The organism is Actinoallomurus oryzae (genome assembly GCF_039541955.1).
Lineage (GTDB): Bacteria > Actinomycetota > Actinomycetes > Streptosporangiales > Streptosporangiaceae > Actinoallomurus > Actinoallomurus oryzae.
Genome location: NZ_BAABHF010000049.1, coordinates 16019 through 32811 on the forward strand (window position 1 = coordinate 16019; position 16793 = coordinate 32811).

At 72.5% G+C, this 16793-nt stretch carries 17 protein-coding genes; 5 read left to right on the forward strand and 12 right to left on the reverse strand.

What is annotated here, in order from left to right:
- Positions 1–22: 22 nt before the first annotated feature.
- The 9 genes from ABEA10_RS40905 to ABEA10_RS40945 form a co-directional block, all read right to left on the reverse strand.
- On the reverse strand, positions 23–1027 hold the full coding sequence (locus ABEA10_RS40905) for a LacI family DNA-binding transcriptional regulator (protein ID WP_345473429.1): 1005 nt from the start codon (positions 1025–1027) through the stop codon (positions 23–25).
- A 324-nt stretch (positions 1028–1351) separates the two neighbouring features.
- Positions 1352–2005, reverse strand: coding sequence for a TenA family protein (locus ABEA10_RS40910; RefSeq protein ID WP_345473431.1), 654 nt, complete (start codon positions 2003–2005; stop codon positions 1352–1354).
- 55 nt (positions 2006–2060) lie between these two features.
- Positions 2061–2807: a glutamine amidotransferase gene (locus ABEA10_RS40915; RefSeq protein WP_345473433.1), complete on the reverse strand. Its 747-nt coding sequence runs from the start codon at positions 2805–2807 to the stop codon at positions 2061–2063.
- A gap of 108 nt (positions 2808–2915) precedes the next feature.
- Positions 2916–3959 (reverse strand): phosphotriesterase family protein, encoded by a 1044-nt coding sequence (locus ABEA10_RS40920; protein WP_345473434.1) that lies wholly within the window; start codon positions 3957–3959, stop codon positions 2916–2918.
- Positions 3956–4966: an ABC transporter permease gene (locus ABEA10_RS40925; RefSeq protein ID WP_345473436.1), complete on the reverse strand. Its 1011-nt coding sequence runs from the start codon at positions 4964–4966 to the stop codon at positions 3956–3958. The genes ABEA10_RS40920 and ABEA10_RS40925 overlap by 4 nt, the downstream gene beginning before the upstream one ends.
- 69 nt (positions 4967–5035) lie before the next feature.
- The gene (locus ABEA10_RS40930; protein WP_345473438.1) at positions 5036–5782 is read right to left on the reverse strand and encodes an ATP-binding cassette domain-containing protein; all 747 of its coding nucleotides are present in this window, start codon (positions 5780–5782) and stop codon (positions 5036–5038) included.
- Positions 5782–6792, reverse strand: coding sequence for a substrate-binding domain-containing protein (locus ABEA10_RS40935; protein ID WP_345473439.1), 1011 nt, complete (start codon positions 6790–6792; stop codon positions 5782–5784). The genes ABEA10_RS40930 and ABEA10_RS40935 overlap by 1 nt, the downstream gene beginning before the upstream one ends.
- Positions 6792–7730 (reverse strand): carbohydrate kinase family protein, encoded by a 939-nt coding sequence (locus tag ABEA10_RS40940; protein WP_345473441.1) that lies wholly within the window; start codon positions 7728–7730, stop codon positions 6792–6794. The genes ABEA10_RS40935 and ABEA10_RS40940 overlap by 1 nt, the downstream gene beginning before the upstream one ends.
- A complete protein-coding gene (locus ABEA10_RS40945; RefSeq protein ID WP_345473443.1) occupies positions 7727–8614 on the reverse strand; it encodes a BtpA/SgcQ family protein in 888 nt (295 codons plus the stop codon). The genes ABEA10_RS40940 and ABEA10_RS40945 overlap by 4 nt, the downstream gene beginning before the upstream one ends.
- A 141-nt stretch (positions 8615–8755) precedes the next feature.
- On the opposite strand from ABEA10_RS40945, the gene ABEA10_RS40950 reads away from it, so the two are divergent.
- Together ABEA10_RS40950 and ABEA10_RS40955 are read left to right on the forward strand one after the other, a co-directional pair.
- Positions 8756–9787, forward strand: a complete 1032-nt coding sequence (locus ABEA10_RS40950; protein ID WP_329239724.1) for a LacI family DNA-binding transcriptional regulator — start codon at positions 8756–8758, stop codon at positions 9785–9787.
- Positions 9788–9852: 65 nt separating this feature from the next.
- Positions 9853–10980, forward strand: coding sequence for a M20 family metallopeptidase (locus ABEA10_RS40955; RefSeq protein WP_345473446.1), 1128 nt, complete (start codon positions 9853–9855; stop codon positions 10978–10980).
- A 110-nt stretch (positions 10981–11090) separates the two neighbouring features.
- Here the strand turns inward: ABEA10_RS40955 and ABEA10_RS40960 are convergent, their stop codons facing one another.
- From ABEA10_RS40960 to ABEA10_RS40970, 3 genes are all read right to left on the reverse strand, one after another.
- Complete coding sequence (locus tag ABEA10_RS40960) at positions 11091–11978, reverse strand: class I SAM-dependent methyltransferase (protein ID WP_345473448.1); 888 nt, start codon at positions 11976–11978, stop codon at positions 11091–11093.
- 250 nt (positions 11979–12228) lie between these two features.
- Positions 12229–12744 carry an EF-hand domain-containing protein gene (locus ABEA10_RS40965; protein WP_345473450.1) on the reverse strand — a complete coding sequence of 172 codons (516 nt, stop codon included), beginning with the start codon at positions 12742–12744 and terminating at the stop codon, positions 12229–12231.
- A 407-nt stretch (positions 12745–13151) separates the two neighbouring features.
- On the reverse strand, positions 13152–13877 hold the full coding sequence (locus tag ABEA10_RS40970; protein ID WP_345473452.1) for a GIDE domain-containing protein: 726 nt from the start codon (positions 13875–13877) through the stop codon (positions 13152–13154).
- A 535-nt stretch (positions 13878–14412) separates the two neighbouring features.
- On the opposite strand from ABEA10_RS40970, the gene ABEA10_RS40975 reads away from it, so the two are divergent.
- From ABEA10_RS40975 to ABEA10_RS40985, 3 genes are read left to right on the forward strand one after another with little or no spacing between them, the layout of a single operon-like run.
- A complete protein-coding gene (locus ABEA10_RS40975) occupies positions 14413–15330 on the forward strand; it encodes an N-acetylglucosamine kinase (protein ID WP_345473454.1) in 918 nt (305 codons plus the stop codon).
- Positions 15327–16040, forward strand: a complete 714-nt coding sequence (locus ABEA10_RS40980; protein ID WP_345473456.1) for an N-acetylmannosamine-6-phosphate 2-epimerase — start codon at positions 15327–15329, stop codon at positions 16038–16040. The genes ABEA10_RS40975 and ABEA10_RS40980 overlap by 4 nt, the downstream gene beginning before the upstream one ends.
- 49 nt (positions 16041–16089) lie before the next feature.
- The gene (locus ABEA10_RS40985) at positions 16090–16782 is read left to right on the forward strand and encodes a GntR family transcriptional regulator (RefSeq protein WP_345473458.1); all 693 of its coding nucleotides are present in this window, start codon (positions 16090–16092) and stop codon (positions 16780–16782) included.
- Positions 16783–16793: the final 11 nt, after the last annotated feature.

Consider the following 16793-nt stretch of genomic DNA (forward strand, 5'->3'; position numbering starts at 1 on the left):
CTGATCGACGGGAGGGTGGCCGTTACGCGGAATCGCGGATGATGAGTTCGGTGTCGAGGACGACGTTGCGGCCGGGAGCGCCGGCGATCCGGGCCAGGAGCTCGCGCGCCATCCGGGCGCCCAGCTCCTCGAGGGGGCAGCGGACGGTGGTGAGCCTCGGCCGTACGCGACCGGCGATCGGCGCGTCGTCGAACCCGACCACCGCGACGTCGTGCGGGATGCGCCGGCCGGTGCGCCGCAGCGCGCGCAGGGCGCCGACCGCCATCTGGTCCGAGGCGGCGAGCACCGCGTCGATGTCCGGGCGCCGGTCGAGCAGCTTGTTCATCGCGTGCTCTCCCGACGCCTGGCGAAGGTCTCCGTAGGCGATGAGGCCCGGTGTCGCGACGCCGATCTCGGCCATCGCCGCCCGGTAGCCGTCGAGCCGGTCGATGCCCGTGGCCCGGTCGGGCGGCCCGGCGATCGTCCCGATCGTCCGGCGGCCGGAGCGGACGAGGTAGTCGACCGCCGCTCGCGCGCCGCCGCGGTCGTCCACGCCGACGTACGGCAGCGAGGAGAGCCCGACGGGACGGCCGCACAGCAGCACCGGGACACCGGCCTGGCGGAGCGGCACGCAGGGCACGTCGTACGCGCTGACCAGCAGGACACCGTCGGCCCCGCCTCCGCGCAGGTAGCGCGGCACCGTCGACCAGTGGGCCGTCCGGCCGGCGACCATCACGACCAGCTCGCGCTCGTCGCCGAGCGCGCGCCGTACGCCGGCGAGGAGCCGGGCGAAGGTGCCGTCGCTGAACACCCGGCCGTCGTCCTCGCAGATCACTAACGCGATCGATCGGCCGTGCGGCGCGGCGCGGTTACGTACGTAGCCGAGCCGGTCGATGGCGCGTTCGACCTGGGTTCGGGCGCGATGGCTGACACGGGCGCTGCCGTTGATGACACGCGAGACGGTCGCGGGTGAGACGCCGGCGAGCGCGGCGACGTCGGCGAGTGTCGGCGTCCCGGCCACCTCGGCGGGTGTGGCGGTCTCCGTCAAGGCGAGGACTCCCTTCAAGCACGGGGCTCAGCTGGCGGGCGTGGGAGCGCTCCCACACCATCCAAGCCATGAGAGTCCTTGTCAACAGGGAGATTTCCGGCGGGTTAACCCGCTGTAACCCGGCGCGCGCCGGACACCCGCCCGAGCAGGACCGACGCGCACCACTCCCGGTGACCGCGACATGAAAGGAGCTGAAAGAAGCGACCCGGGGCGTGCCGGTGAGGCTCGCCCCCGGCGGCAGGGAGCGGTCGGCCGGCGGCTCGTCCCGGCGTTCGGCCCCCGCTTCTCCAGCCGCGGCTCACCCTGACCGGCCGCTCCGCCCTCTCAGCGGTACACCGCGTCGTGGAAGGCGATCTCGGCCTCGAGCATCCCGGTGAACCAGCGGTCGACGCGCTCGTCCGGGAGGTCGGCGGGCAGCGCGTCGACCTGGGCCGCCAGGGCCGCCACGCCCGCGCGGAACTCCGCGCCGGCGTGCAGGGACACCCAGTCGGCGATCGGCCCGGCCGGGACGTCGCCCCGCTCGTGCGCGCGGGTGCACCAGGCGGAGTACAGGCTCTCCGCGGCGAACAGCACGGTCATCACCGCCGGATACCCGCCCTCGCGCGCGGCGGCCAGCGCGAACTCCGACAGCACGGCCGCCCGCCCGGCCACGTCCGGCCGGGCCGGAACGGGCCAGGCGGCGCGGGCCGCGCGGAAGTAGTCCGCCTGTTCGGTCGTCAGCGCGTGCACCGCCCGCGCGTTGCGTTCCAGCGCCGTACGGTCCGGGGCGTCCCACACGGCCAGGCCGTGCAGGCGGGTGGCCGTCTCGACGAAGGACTCCTCGATCGCCAGGTAGTCGGCGTAGGCCGTGTCGCCGATCGTCCCGGCGGTGACCTCCTCGACGAACCGCATGCCGAGCGCCCGTTCCATGGTCGCGGCGCACGCGCCGAGCAGCCGCCCGGATCGGCTCACCGGGCCGTGCGGCGTACGCTCGCTCATGAGTCTTCCTTCGTCGGGGGAGAGACCAGGCGCGCGTGTTCTTTGCTCCGCTCGCTCATCCGGCGAGCCACTCGACGAGGCCGCCGAACACCATGGCGTAGCCGTCCCATTCCTCGCAGAACGGCGTGGGCGCCCAGTGCGGTGAGCAGTCGGAGGTGAACACCGCCGAGCGTCCCGAGCCGTGGCCGCCGACGGCGACCAGCGGGTCGCCGTTCAGCGTGGCCAGGACGTCCGCGCCGGGGCGGGGCCGGACGCGGTTGTAGCCCAGCAGCAGCGGCCAGTCGCCGTCGACACCGCCGAGCGCGGGGTGACCCGGGCCGGTGACCTCCGGTTTCGCGCCCGCGGGCAGTTCGACCCGGTCGTCCTCGGGCAGCAGCTCGACCGGAAGCACCTCGTGCAGCGCCGTGTTGCGGTACGCGGCCTTGGCCTCGAAACCGGTGAACGAGAGATAGCCGCCGACCATCAGCAGGCCGCCGCCGTCGCCGACCCAGCCGCGCAGCGCGGCGATCCGGTCGGCGCCCGGCCGCGCCCGCTCGAACACCTCGGGGGCGAGCTGCAGGGAGTTCGCGCCGATGTCGGAGAGCACGACCACGTCGTACTCGGCCAGCGCGGCGGCGTCACCGGGGAACCCGGCCGGCACCAGGTGGGCGGGCAGGTGAACGACCTCGTGCCCGCGGCTCTCCAGCGCCCGGCGCAGCGGTTCGACGCCGACGACGTACGAGCTGGTGGTGAACGAGTCGACCCCCTTGATGTGGGTGGACTGGGTGATCCAGCTCTCGCCGGCGATCAGGACGCGGCTCACTGTGTACTCCTTCTTTCTCTCATGGCGACCGGTGTCCGGTCATGAATTCCTCCTGCGTCGGAGGGCGTGACCACAGGGCCGTGTCTTCGATTCCCTCGCTGCGCTCGGTCATGACGCCGCCTGGTCGAACAGCCGGGCGGGGTTGGTCCGCAGGAGGCCTTCGGCGACCTCTGGGGCGACGCCGTGCTCGACCAGCCGGGGGACGAAGAGCGTGGGCACGTAGCCGAACCCGTTGCCGCCGTACGCGGTGAGCATGCTCTTGAGGAACACGTCGTGACTGAGCAGAAGGCGCTCGCCGTGCCCGCGCCCGATGAGCCGCGCGATCGCACGCGCGGTCTCGTGCGGCGCCGGGGACTGCCCCTCCCCTGGATAGCGGAACGGCATCCCGATCATGTCGAACTCGAGCCAGACGCCACGGCCGGCGACGGCCTCCTGGTAGCCGGGGTCGTCGTGGGAGGGGTCCATGTGGCACAGCACGACGGCGCCGGGTGCCACCCCGTACTCCCCCAGGACGATGTCGAGGACCTCGTGCGCCCGGCGCTGCCAGCCGGGCAGGTGGACATAGAGCGGGACGCCGGTCTCGCGCTGGGCGCGCGCGGCGGCGCGCAACGCCGTGTGCTCGTCCTCGGTGAAGTCCGGCGACACCCCGATCTCGCCGATGACGCCCGGGGAGATCCCGGTGCCCTCGGCGCCGTCGGTGAACTCGGCCACCAGTTCCGCGGCGAGGCGGCGCTCCCCGGCCGACGACACGTGCGCCGGGTGGAACCGCTCCAGGTACCAGCCGGAGCCCATGACGATCCGCAGACCGCTGCGCTCGGCGAGCGACCGCAGCACCCTCGGGTCGCGCCCGAGGCCGCCCGGGGTGACGTCGACGACCGTGCCGCCCCCGGACGCGGCGAACGCGCGCAGGTCGGCCAGCATCGCGTCGGTGTCGTCCAGGACGCAGTGGTCGAGGCTGGCGTACGGCTGCTCGCGCAGCAGCCAGGCCAGGTCCGGGGTGGTCCGGGCCTCCCGCAGGAAGCCCAGCCGCGGGTCGTCCGGCTCTGTGACCGCCTTCCGTACGTCGTTGCGCAGGTGCTCGTGGGTGAGGGTGAGGCCGAGCTCCGCACTGGGCACGGGCCCGGTCACCGTCGTCACCGTCGCCTCGGTCATGATCTGCGCGTCAGATGGGCGAACAGGTCGGCGAGGGAACGGCCCCGCAGGTTGATCCAGATCGCGACGAGCAGCACCAGGCCGGTCACGATCGGGGTGAGGAACGGGCTCACGCCGAGCAGGGTCAGGCCGTTGGCGATCACGCCGGTGATGACCGCGCCGATGATGGTGCCGACCATCGTGCCCCGGCCGCCGAACAGATCGGTGCCGCCGAGCACGACCGCGGCGATCACGGTGAGCTCGAAGCCCTGCCCGGAGTTGGCCGAGCCGGAGCCCAGCCGCGCCGCGGTGAGCAGGCCCGCCACTCCGGCGGCCAGGCCGGTCAGCATCAACGTGATCATCTTGATCCGGTCGGTGTTCACCCCGGCGCGGCGCACCGACTCCTCCTGGGAACCGATGCCGTTGACGTAGTTGCCGAACCGCATCTTGGACAGCAGCACGCCCCCGAGGACGACCGTGACCAGCGCGATCCAGGCCAGCGCGGAGAAGCCGAGGAACTTGGCGTCACCGATCTTGGCGACGAACAGCCGCCGGTCGATCGGCACGGAGAAGCCCTGCGTCCACAGCTGCGCGATGCCCCGGATCACCGACATGGTGGCGAGGGTGACGATGAAGGGCGGGATCTTCTGGTGTGCCGACAGCCAGCCGTTGACCGCGCCCCAGAGGAGCCCCGCCACCAGCGCGGCGACGATCACGATGGAGGAGTCCCATCCGGCGCGCAGCATCTCGGCGGTGCCGGTGGCCACGAACGCGACCGTCGAGCCCACCGACAGGTCGATCTGGCCGGTAGTGATCACGAAGGTCATGGCGACCGCGACGATCAGGGTGATCGCCACCTGGGTGGCCAGGTTGGAGATGTTGCCGAAGGTCAGGAAGTTCGGGGCGGCGATCCCGAAGGCGAGGAACAGCACCACGGTGACGCCGAGCATGGCCAGGGTCGCCTTGTTGGCGCGTTCCCACCAGCTGGGCGTCTCGGCGAGCACGGTGGGGACGGTCTCGGCGGTCATGAGTCCTCCTTCGTCGGAGGGCGTGACCACAGGGGCGTGTCTTCGATTCCCTCGCTTCGCTCACTCATGTCAAGCCGCCTCCTCTGCGTCGGAACGGGTGATCATGGCGACGAGCCGTTCGATGTCCAGCGCGGACACCGGCTCGTCCTCGACGCTGCGGCCCTCGTACATCACGGTGATGCGGTCGCAGACCTCGAACAGGTCCTGCAGGCGGTGGGTGATCAGGATGACGCCGACGCCCTGGGCGGCGACGTCGCGGATCATCCGGAGGACCTGCCGTACCTCCGCGACCGCGAGCGCCGCGGTCGGTTCGTCCAGGATCAGCACGCGCGGCTGGAACGAGACGGCCCGGGCGATCGCCACCGCCTGCCGCTGCCCGCCGGAGAGCCGGCCGATCTCCTGGTACGTCGACTTCACGCGGACGTGCAGCTCCGACAGGGTCTCGGCGGCCTTCTCGTGCATCGCCCGGCGGTCGATGAACGGGCCCTTGCGCGGCTCGCGGCCCAGGAAGAGGTTGCTCGCGACGTCGAGGGTGTCGCAGAGGGCGAGGTCCTGGTAGACGATCCCGATGCGTTCGCGCCGCGCGTCGGCGGGGCTGGCGAAGCGGACGTCGCGGCCGTCGATGGTGATCTGGCCGGCGTCGTGCTGGATGGCCCCGGCCAGGACCTTCATCAGCGTCGACTTCCCGGCGCCGTTGTCGCCGACCAGGCCGAGCACCTCTCCGGGGGCGAGGGTGAGGTCGACGCCCCGCAGGGACTGGACCGCGCCGAACGACTTGGTGATCCCTCTCAGGGTGACCAGCGAGGTATCGCTCATCACTTCTCCAGGTAGTAGAGGTAGTTCTTGACGTTGGCCGGGGTGACGATCTGGGTCGGCACCGGGATGTCCTTGGCCACGGTCCGGTGGCAGGCCAGGCCGATCGCCGCGTTCATCGCGTCGTAGCCGAACTGGAAGGTGTTCTGCTGCACGACGCCGAGGATCCAGCCGGCCCGCAGCCCGTCCACCGCCTGCGAGGACAGGTCCCATCCGACGACCTTGAGGTCCTTGGTGCGCTGCTGGCTGACGACGGCGGCGGCCAGGCCGATGAGGGCGGGCTCGCCGGTGGCGTAGGCGTACTTCAGGTCGGGGGCGCCGGTGAGCAGGTTCTCGGCCGCGGTCTGGGCGTTCTCCTGGATGTTGCGCCCGTCGACCACGTTCTTGATCTTCATGCCCTTGGCGGTGACCTCGTCGGTGAAGCCCTTCTGCCGCTCGTTCTGGATGGTGCTGTTGAGCGCGCCGACCACGCCGATGTCGCCCCGGCCACCGGTGATCTTGAGCAGTGCGTCGCCGAGCTGCTTCCCGCCCTCGGCGTTGGCCGTGCCGACCTGGGTGGCGACGGCCGGGTCGTCGACGGTGGCGTCCACGGCGACGACCGGGACTCCGGCCGCCTTCGCCCGCCGGATCGCGGGCTTGATGCCCTCGGTGTCGATCGCGTCCACGATGATCGCGTCGTAGTGGTTGGCCACCAGGTCGTCGATCGCGTTGGCCTGGGTGGAGGAGTCGTCGTTGCCGTTGACGATCTGCATCTGCGCGCCGGCCTTGCGCGCGACCGTCTGCGCGCCGGTGTTGATCTGATTGAAGAACAGCGCCTGGAGGTTGATCGGGACGATGCCGATCTTGGGCTGGTGACCCTGGATCCGGCACGACTGGACGATCTTCGCGGGCGGGGGCGGTCCTTGTTCGGTGGCCCTCTTCTCCGCGGCGATCTCCCGCCTGGCCGCCGTGTCACACCCGATGGTCGTCAGCAGCAGGCCGATCGAGACCACGGCCGTCACCGTACGTCGCATCATCTCTCCTCTCCCTGGGAGTGGGCTGGCTGGGATCGGACCGCCGCCTGGCGGCCGGGGCGCGTTCGGAGGTAGGCGCCGACCGCCTCGCGCCGGGGCATTCCGTCGCGGGCGCCGGGCCGGGTGCACGACAGGCCGGCGGCGACGGCGGCGAAGCGCGCCGCGTCCAGCGGTGCGGTGCCCCGGTCCAGCTCCGCGCAGTAGGTGCCGGCGAAGCAGTCGCCGGCGCCCGTGGCGTCCACGGTGTCCACCTTGATCGCCTCGCCGTCGTGGCGTTCGCCGGTGGGCGTCAGCAGGGTCCAGCCGCGGGGACCGTCGGTGACCATCAGGTATACCTGGTGTTCGATAGCCGCTCTGACCAGCGCTTTGTCGTCGCCGACGTACTCGGTGAGCTGCGCGCGGCCACCGATCGCGTGGTCGGCGGCCGACAGGGCGGTGCGTATCGCCTCCGGCCCGGAGCAGCCGTCGAGGTCCACGACCACGCGCGGCCGTCCCTGCCCGGCCGCCAGCGCGCCGGCCGCCGCGGGGAAGCGGTAGCCGTCCAGGTAGAGCCAGTCCGCGCCCGCCTCGCGGGCGGTGCGTACGACCTCGGCGACGTGAGCGGCGTCGAGCGCGTCGTCCTGGCTGATGATGGAGCGCTCGCCGTCCGGGGTGAGCAGGACGACCGCGGTGGTGAGCTCGGCGGTACGGGCCGTCCAGTCCGTTCCGACCCCCTCGGCCGCGAGCGTCCGGAGGAACGCCGTGCTCAGCGCGTCGTCGCCGACCACGCCCGCGAACCGGGCGTCGGCGCCCATCCGGGCCGCCGCCACCGACGCGTTGGCCGCCATCCCGCCCTCGCCGTAGGAGACCCCCGTGGCCTGCACCCGGGCGCCGGGCCCCGGCAGCACCGGGACGCGTACGGTCAGGTCGGTGTTGGCGTAGCCACAGAAGACGATCACGGAAGGACCACGCCCGCCTTGGCCGCCGCGGCGGTCAGCTCACGGACCTTGCCGGTGTCGACGCGGCCCCACCAGCGGCCGTTGTCCTTCACCGAGGACGCCACGATGACGCCGTCGCAGGCGGGCAGCAGCCCGCCGATGTTGCCGGCGGTGATGCCGGAACCGATCACGACCGGGAGCGTGGTGTGCGCGGCGATGCCCTCGACCTCGTCCAGCGCGGCCGCGTCGCCGGTCCGCGACCCGGTGGCGATCAGCACGTCGGCGTTGAAGAACTCGGCGTCCTCGGTCTGCTCGGCCAGCGTACGGTCGGCGACGATCGCGTGGGAGCCGTGCTTGACGTGCACGTCGGCGAAGACCTTGACGGGGCCCGCGCCGATCCGGCTCCGATAGCGGGTGGCGTGCGCCGACTGGCCCTCGATGATGCCCTCGTTGGCGACATATGCGTTGGCCCACTGGTTGACCCGGACGAAGCCGGCGCCACCGGACCAGGCGGAGGCGATCGAGCACTCGGCGGCGTTGGACAGGACGCTGACGCCCAGCCGGCCGCCGGCGCTCTCCAGGGTCGCGTGCCGTACGCGGTCGGTCACCACGGCCATCGCCGCCGCGGTCTCATAGCCGTGCTCCCCCGGCTTGAGGAACGGGATGTCCCAGTGGTTCTCCACGATGAGCCCGTGGCAGCCGCCCTCCAGGTACGCCCGCGCCTCCTCGATCGCGAAGACGGAGATCTCGTCGAGCGGGGTGCCCTGATACTCCGGGCTGCCGGGCAGCGGAGGCAGGTGGATCACGCCGATGACGACCTTCGAGGTGCCGAACAGCTCCTCGATCGCGTTCGGCTTGGGAGGGAACACGCCCAGCGTCTGCTCGCTCCCGGCCGCCCTCACCATTGTCGCCTCCTGTGTAATCGATTGCAGTGAAGATGGGTTGAACCGTAAGGGGGCAATCGCAGGCCGTCAAGGGTCTAGACTCAGCCAAGTCGCTGGTTACGGAAACGCTCGCGCTTCCGGACGGTTCGGAAAGGTAAACGATTGCAGCGCGTCACGATCGCCCAGGTCTCCGAGCGCGCCGGGGTCTCCACGGCCACCGTGTCGCGGGTGCTCTCCGGCCGGGGCCCGGTGTCGGCCGCGGTGGAGCGCAGGGTCCGGCAGGCGGCCGAGGAGCTCGGTTACCAGGTCAACACCATCGCGCGGGCCCTGCGCAACAGCCGGACCGACACCGTGGGCATGGTCGTGCCGAGCATCTCCAACCCGTTCTTCACCTCGCTGGTGGAGAGCGTCGAGCATGTACTCGAACGCGAGGGCAAGGAGTTGTTCCTGTCCGACGCCCGTTCCGACCCGGCGATCGAGGCACGGCGGCTGGCGTCGCTCGCCGCGCGCAACGTCGACGGCATCATCGTCAGCCCGAGTCACGGCACCGAGAGCGGCCCCGCGGTGCAGAAGACCGCGGACCGGCTGCCGTTGGTCCAGCTCGACCGGTTCGTCGGCGGCACCAACACCGACTGGGTGGGCGTGGACGACGTCGCCGCGATGCGCCTGGTCATGGACCACCTGCACGAGGGCGGCGCACGTTCGGCGGCCTTCGTCGGGTCCCTGCTGACCAACTCCTCGACCGAGCAGCGGTTCGCCGGGTTCCGGCGCCGCGCCGAAGAGCTGGGCATGAGCGTCGACCCCGACCAGGTGCTCCTCGGCGACTACAGCGTCGACTGGGGCGAGGCCGCCGCGGCGCGCATCGTCGACACCGGGCACCTGCCGGACGCCATCGTGTGCGCCGACGATCTGATCGCCCTGGGGGTCACGCGGGCCTGCCGCGCGCACGGCGTCTCGGTACCCGGCCAGGTCCAGGTCACCGGGTACGACAACATCGAGTTCTCCCGCCTCGGTGAACCCGCGCTGACCACGGTGGACCAGCCGCGTGACCGCATCGCCGAGGAGGCCGTACGGCTGCTGGCCGCGGCGAGCCGGGCGGGAAGCGCCGGCCGGGGCCCGTCCGCCCACATCGCGCTCGTGCCGACACTGGTGGTGCGCGACAGCACGAGGGCCGGAGCGACACCACGCCCGTGACGGAGTGTCCGCCGTGGGGAAGCATCGGCCGTGACGGCGGACCAGTACTGATCAGGAGGCCGGAGATGGACGGATCAGCCGGGGCGACCGGACCGGACGCGCTCGATCTCGCGCGGCGGCTGGTGCGCATCGACACCCGGGGCGGCGGTGAGCGTCCGGCCGCGGACCTGGTCGCGGACGTGCTCGACGACGCGGGCTTCGACGTCCACGTCGACGAACCGCTGCCGAGGCGGGCCAACGTCGTCGCGCGCTTCGGGCCCGAGGCGCCCCGGACGCCGATCACGTTCACCGGTCACCTGGACACCGTGCCCGCCGACGAGTCCGGCTGGTCGTTCGATCCGATGAGCGGCGAGGTCCGCGACGGACGCCTGCTCGGCCGGGGCGGCAGCGACATGAAGGCGGGCGTCGCCTGCCAGGTCGAGGCGGCCGTACGCGCCGCGCGGGAGCGCCCCGGCGACACGGCGGTGCAGCTGGTCTTCACCTTCGGCGAGGAGACCGGCTGCGACGGCGCCGCCCTGATCGACGCGGCGTCGCTGCTCCCCACCGACCTGCTGATGGTCGCCGAGCCGACGGGCAACCGGCCCGTTCTCGGGCACAAGGGCACGCTCTGGCTCAAGGCGACCGCCCACGGGATCTCCGCGCACGGCTCCCGGCCGGAGCTGGGACGCAACGCGATCGCCGTGCTCGCCCGCGCCGCGTCGCGCATCCACGATCATCAAGGCTGGCCGTCGAGCCCGGCGTACGGGCACGCGACGGTGAACGTCGGCACCTTCCACGCGGGCGCCCAGCCCAACCTCGTACCCGATCGCGCCGAGATGTGCCTGGACATCCGCACCATCCCCGGCTTCGGCTCCGACGACGCGGTCGCCGAGATCACCCGTCTGTGCGGCGAGGACGTCGACCTCGAACGGCTGGTCGACCTGCCGGGCGTCGCCACCGACCCGGCGGACGTGGCCGAGATCATGGAGCTTCTCGCCCCGGGCTCCTCGACGCGACCGCCGGAGTACGCGACCTACTTCACCGACGCGTCCGTGCTCACCGGCAGGCTCGGCGACCCCGCGGTCATCGTGTACGGCCCCGGCGACCCCGAACAGGCCCACGTCACCGACGAGACCTGCTCGGTCGCCGCCATCGCCGCGTCCGCCACCGCCTACCAGCGCCTGCTCGCGAACGGCGGCGGTGCGGTGGCGTAAGGGCTCGATCGGCGGAGGAGCCGACGACGCGTCCGCCGAGGCCGCGCCGGCCACCCGGGTCGCTGCGGCTCACCACCGGCGGCATCGAATCGGGTGGATTCCGGGCAGGGTCACCGTCGGGGCCGGCCGGCGAACACCCACCGGTTGGCGGCGATCGCGTCGGGCCATCCCGGGTCGGGCTCCGGACCGCGCCCGTGACGGCAGGTGAACTCGAACGCGGTGTGGACCGACGTGTGCCAGCCCCGGGCGGTCAGGTCCCCGGCGGAGTCGGGGCGTGGCTCGAGGGGGAACATGGCGAGCAGGTCGATGCCGGTCCGCCGGGCCACCGCGTAGATGGGGCTCTCGCGGACGGCCGCCGACTCCGGGCTGAGCTTGATCTCGTACGCCAGGGCGCTTCCGGCCGCACTCAGCCCGTGCACCGCCTCGATGAGGGCGCGTTCGGCGGCGTGAGGCAGGTAGAGCAGCAGCCCCTCGGCGAGCCAGACGGCCGGTGCGGCCGGGTCGAAGCCCGCGCGGGTCAGCGCCCCGGCCCATTCGAGGCGCAGGTCGGCCCCGATCGGTACGCGCTCGACCGTCGGCACGGCGCCCAGCCCGTCGAGCACCTTGGCCTTGAAGGCGAGGACGCCCTCCTGGTCGAGTTCGAAGACCGTGCAGCCGGACGGCCAGTCGAGCCGGTACGCCCGCGTGTCGAGGCCGGCGCCGAAGAGTACGACCTGCCGGGTCCCCGCGCGCACGTGCCGCAGGATGAAGTCGTCGAGAACGCGCGTCCGCAGGCCGAAGTAACGCCCCAGCCGGCCCCACAGCGGATCGGCGTCGCCGTCCGGGACCTGCTGCGGGCGCACCGGCCAGTCCGCGGACGCCGGGGACGCGCGAACGAAGTGCTCGGCGTAGACGTCGCGCGCCAGGGCGTCGGGCCGGTGGGTCTCGATCGCCCGCGCCGCGGCGACCATGAGGGCGGTCAGCCCGACGCCTTCTTCCACGCCGGTGTCTCCGGCCATGGGCTCTCCTCTCCGAACCCCGCCACACGGCCGGGCACGCTCAATGCCACGACACCGTCACCCGATCGGCGCGGCGCCGTGGCATGGCGCGGCCGGCACGGCGCCGGCCGGGTTCGCCGCTTCCGTGTATCCGACGCCGGTGGCCGTCCCGGCGCGCAACGGCGCCGGGGCGGCGGCCGGGTGCCGACGCCGTACGGGCCGGGCGACGCCCGTACGGCGTCGGCTCGGTATCGGTCTCCGGGGACGCGCGTCAGACCAATGTGTCGCCGACGGCGTGAGTGCCCCTGGCGAGGAAGTACTCCTCGATGGCGGTCCGCCACTCGCTCGTGGCGACCCGGCCGGTCTCCTGGGGATCGAACGCCCGGAAGAGGGCCTCGACGTTGTCCGCCGGGAATCCGACGGCTCGCATGCCCCGTACGAAGTCGGCGTGCTGGACGAAGCCGTCGTCGTCACGGTCACAGATCGCGGTCAGCGCGTCGGCGTAGGGCCGGACGTGGTCCTCGTACTCGGTGGGCTCGTGGACCCGAGCGTACTCCTCCCAGCTCAGCCTTCCGTCACCGTCGCCGTCGAGGACGCCGACCAGGCCCTGCCAGTAGCGCCGGCAGCCCGCGTGCATCGCCTGGGCCTTGGGTGAGCCGTCCGCCACGTCCAGCGCCCGGACGATCCGGCGCCCGAGCCGGTCGAAGTCGTCCGCCTCCAGGTAGCCGTTGGCGTTCGTGTCGAGGGCGTCGAACGCGGCCTTGATGCGGTCCAGACGTGCATCCATCGGGGGAACCTCCAACGAGGAGAATGCGATGCGGACAGTAGCAGTTTAACTACCGAAGGTGATCAATCAAGACCGCATGATGTTGCGACCAGTGTCGGTCAACAGATGTTTCATCGGGATTTCACCTGAGCCGAATAGCTTTTCTCCCGTGACGTTCCATCCGACCGTCGGCGTTCTCGGCCTCGGCGGCGACCCGACGGCGGTGGTGGGAGGCGTCGCCTCAGGCGGCGGAGAGCCCGAGATGTCACCGACGGTGGCGCGGCCGCGGGGCCGTCGCCGACGTGCCGGCGTGGGCCGGGAGGCTCGATGTCCTGGCGTACGTGGCCGGCGTCGTCGCGGGCGGGCACGGCGACAACTTCCCGATCGAGGAGTGGGAGCGGTTCGTCACGGGCGGCGCCGCGTTCGGTTCACCCGTGGAGTGCCTTGATCGCCAGCCAGATCAGGCCGCCCGCGATGACGACGCCACCGCCGATGTAGCCGATGTACATCTCGATGCGGAGGCGTTTGGACAGCTGCTCCTCGCTGATGGCCGAGATGATGAACGGCGAGCCGTCCGGCCTGCGCATGGTGAGCTGCCGGTCCTGGACGCCCGCCGCGCCCAGCACGTACATCGGCTGTCCGGGCGGAACGATCCACTCCTGGTAGCGGTGGCCCTTGACGTTGCTGAAGTTGACGCGGAGGTTCAGCCCGAACAGGTTGACGTTCTGCCCGGCGGGTTCGTAGCGCTCCACCGACTGCGAGGCGCCGTCGAGTGAGGCGCCCTCGTGCAGCACGAGGATCTGGCCGGTGCCGTCCTGAACGCCGAACGGAACCGGGCAGGTGTCGTCATGCACGGTCCTCTCCCGGGTGGTCGTGTGCCGCTTGCCGTCGCGGTACTCGTGATGTTCGTAGCGGACCGTGACCTTCGCGCGGTACCACACGCACTCGTGGCCGGAGAAGGGCGCGCGGACCGCTCCGCGCGGCCCGGGCGTCGCCGCGCCCTTGACCTCGCAGGTGACCGGCTGCGCGCCGGCGGCGATCTCGGCGCAGGTCAGCGTCGGCGTCGCGTCCATCACGTCACGCTTGCGCTGCCGGAAGAACCCCCAGCCGAGGAGGCCGAGGCCGATGACGAAGACAACAACGGGGGCGATCACTACATCCTCCGAGCCGGGCGCCTACAGGGACCTGTCTCAGCTGCCACCGGTCGACAGCGGTCCTGGGATTATGGCGTTTCGCCCCGACTGTTCGCTTACGGCCGCCGGCCCGATCAGGGAATGCGGGGGGCGGTGACGCGATAACCGTCCGCACAGGACCGCCGACACGGTCCAGGGCCTTCACCGGCGACGGCGGTGAGCCGCACGGAGTCGGGCAGCCGGTCGGCCGGTTCAAAGTCGTGGTCCGTCAGCTCGCGCAGCAGCCACTTGCCGCTGCCCAGCCAGTGCCGCGCGGACAGCAGGGCCAGTCACCCGGTATGGGTCAGCACCCGGCAGGCGATGAAGGCGGACGGGAAAGCCGCCGCACATCGCCCCCCGGCCAATGCCCGTGCCGGTCACGAGGCGCGCCTCGACGAGCCTTCAGCGGCGATGTCAGGTCGTACCTATACCCCGCAGGTCTGGACCTGCTGTACGCTGATCCGCCGTCGGCCGTTCGGCCGGCGGCATGCGGCACCGTCGTCGAGAGGGAGCTCCGATGCAGATCTACCTGCTGGTCGACGTCGGCCAGACAGGTACGCGAGTGCGGATCACGCAGGGCCCGGGCGGTCACGTCGACGACGCGGTCGCCGGCGTACGGGCCGCGGAGGACCCGGAGCGTCACCTGGCCCGTGTGGTCACCGACGCGCTCCGGCGGCACGGGTCGCCGGTGGACCAGGTCGCCGCCGGGCTCAGCGGCCTGCAGGGGACGCGCGGTCATCCCCGGGCGCTGCTCGATGAGTGGTCGGCGTTCGGGCCGCGGCGGGTGGTGCTCGCCGACGACGCGGTGACCGCGTACCTCGCCGCCATCGGCGACCGTCCGGGGGTCGTCGTCTCCGTGGGCACCGGCGTCGTGGCGCTCGCCACCGGCGCGCGCGGCGGCTGGGCGCGCGTCGACGGCTGGGGTCCGCTGCTCGGCGACAGCGGCGGCGCGTACTGGATCGGGCGGGCCGGCCTCGAATCCGCGCTGCGCGCGTTCGACGGGCGCGGCGCCGCGGCGGCCCTGCTGGAGGCCGCCACCGAGGCCTTCGGCGACCCCGCGCTGCTCGCCGGGACGCTGCAACGCGATCCCGACCGGGTCGCGAGGATCGCCGGGTTCGCCCGGCAGGTCCTCGCGCTCGCCGAGCGCGGCGATCCGGACGCCGGGCGGATCACCGCCGACGCCGCCGGCCACCTCGCCGGCGCGGTGGTCACGGCCGCGACGCGCGCCGGCTGCGACGGCGAGACGGTCACGGCCTCCTGGTCGGGCTCGGTACTGGCCGCGAGCCCGGCGCTCCTCACGGCGTTCGAGTCCGCGCTCGACCCGCGCTGCCGCCTCGTCCCCCCGGCCGCGTCGCCCCTCGACGGCGCGCGGCTCCTCATCGACCTGCCGGCCGCACACCCGCTGACCGCCCTGACCTCGGAGGCGTCCACATGAAAGGCGACACCGTCGGTACGGCGCTCGGCGCCATCGAGTCGGGGCTGGTGGTGTCGTGCCAGGCCGCCGAGGGCAACCCGTTGCGCGGACCGCGCTTCATGGCCGCCATGGCGCAGGCCGCCGCGGTGGCGGGCGCGACCGGGATACGGGCGGAGGGCGCCGATGACATCGCCGCCGTCCGGGCGGCCACCGGGCTGCCGGTGATCGGCATCCGCAAGACCGGACCCGCGGGGAGCGACGGCGTCTACATCACGCCGACGTACGCGGACGCGGAGTCGGTCGTCGCCGCCGGCGCCGCGATCGTCGCGACCGACGGCACGGCGCGGCCACGGCCGGACGGCGGCGACCTGGCCACGCTCATCGCGCAGGTGCACGACCGCCTCGGCGTCCCCGTCATGGCCGACGTCGACAGTGTGGAGGCGGGCCGGTACGCCCACGAGTGCGGGGCGGACCTGCTGGCGTCGACGCTTTCGGGCTACACCGGGCCGGGCCCCGTCCCGGACGAGCCCGACATCGAGCTGGTGGCCGCGCTCGTCCGCGCCACCCCGCTGCCCGTCGTGGCCGAGGGTCGGATCCGCGCTCCCGAGGAGGCCCGCGCGGCCTTCGCGGTTGGCGCCCACGCCGTCGTCGTCGGCACGGCGATCACGAATCCGATGGAGATCACCCGCCGTTTCACGACCGCGCTCGGCACGCCGCGACGGGAGAAGTAATGAGGGCGTACCGGCACGGCCGCGCACGCGGGCATCGCGCGGGGACGACGTGATCAAGCACCTTCAGGTACGGGAACGGCTGCTGGCCCGGATCCAGGACATGAACCCGGACGACGTGCTTCCCCAGGAACGCGAACTGGCGGAGACGTTCGGGGTCAGCCGCACCACCGTCCGGCAGGCGCTGCAGTCGCTCATCGAAGAGGGCCGCGTCTACTCGGTGCGCGGCCGGGGCACGTTCGTCTCGCGGGGGCGGGTCTCCAAGGGGCTGACCCTGACGTCCTTCAGCGACGACATGCGCGCCCGCGACCTCGAGCCGGGCTCGCGCCTGCTGACCGCCGAGCGGCAGGCCGCCGACCCCGAGCTCGCGCGCACGCTGGAGATCGAGCCCGGTGATCCGGTCTACTACGTCGAGCGGCTGCGGCTCGCCGACGGCTTCCCCATGTGCTTCGAGCGCGTGCACCTTCCGGCCGCGCCGTTCCCGCGGCTGCTGGACCAGAATCTACAGGGCTCGCTCTACGGGTTGCTCGCCGCGCGCTACCGCACGGTGCTCGCCGGCGCCGAACAGCGCATCACCGCGACGACGCTGGGCCGCCGCCACGCCGACCTGCTGGGCGTGCCCGCCCGCTCCCCCGCCCTCCACGTGCGCCGGCGCGGCATCGACGCGCGCGGACGGGTCGTCGAGCTCGCCCGGTCGCTGTACCGGGCCGACCGCTACGACTTCGAGATGACCATCCACCGCTGAGGCGCGGGCGG

Excerpts from the sequence above, each read along its gene's own strand:
- ABEA10_RS40910 (WP_345473431.1), bottom strand. The coding sequence starts at position 2,005 with ATGAGCGAGCGTACGCCGCACGGCCCGGTGAGCCGATCCGGGCGGCTG.
- ABEA10_RS40980 (WP_345473456.1), top strand. The coding sequence starts at position 15,327 with ATGAAAGGCGACACCGTCGGTACGGCGCTCGGCGCCATCGAGTCGGGG.
- ABEA10_RS40945 (WP_345473443.1), bottom strand. The coding sequence starts at position 8,614 with ATGGTGAGGGCGGCCGGGAGCGAGCAGACGCTGGGCGTGTTCCCTCCC.
- ABEA10_RS40960 (WP_345473448.1), bottom strand. The coding sequence starts at position 11,978 with ATGGCCGGAGACACCGGCGTGGAAGAAGGCGTCGGGCTGACCGCCCTC.
- ABEA10_RS40930 (WP_345473438.1), bottom strand. The coding sequence starts at position 5,782 with ATGAGCGATACCTCGCTGGTCACCCTGAGAGGGATCACCAAGTCGTTC.
- ABEA10_RS40935 (WP_345473439.1), bottom strand. The coding sequence starts at position 6,792 with ATGCGACGTACGGTGACGGCCGTGGTCTCGATCGGCCTGCTGCTGACG.
- ABEA10_RS40920 (WP_345473434.1), bottom strand. The coding sequence starts at position 3,959 with ATGACCGAGGCGACGGTGACGACGGTGACCGGGCCCGTGCCCAGTGCG.
- ABEA10_RS40955 (WP_345473446.1), top strand. The coding sequence starts at position 9,853 with ATGGACGGATCAGCCGGGGCGACCGGACCGGACGCGCTCGATCTCGCG.
- ABEA10_RS40975 (WP_345473454.1), top strand. The coding sequence starts at position 14,413 with ATGCAGATCTACCTGCTGGTCGACGTCGGCCAGACAGGTACGCGAGTG.
- ABEA10_RS40925 (WP_345473436.1), bottom strand. The coding sequence starts at position 4,966 with ATGACCGCCGAGACCGTCCCCACCGTGCTCGCCGAGACGCCCAGCTGG.
- ABEA10_RS40965 (WP_345473450.1), bottom strand. The coding sequence starts at position 12,744 with ATGGATGCACGTCTGGACCGCATCAAGGCCGCGTTCGACGCCCTCGAC.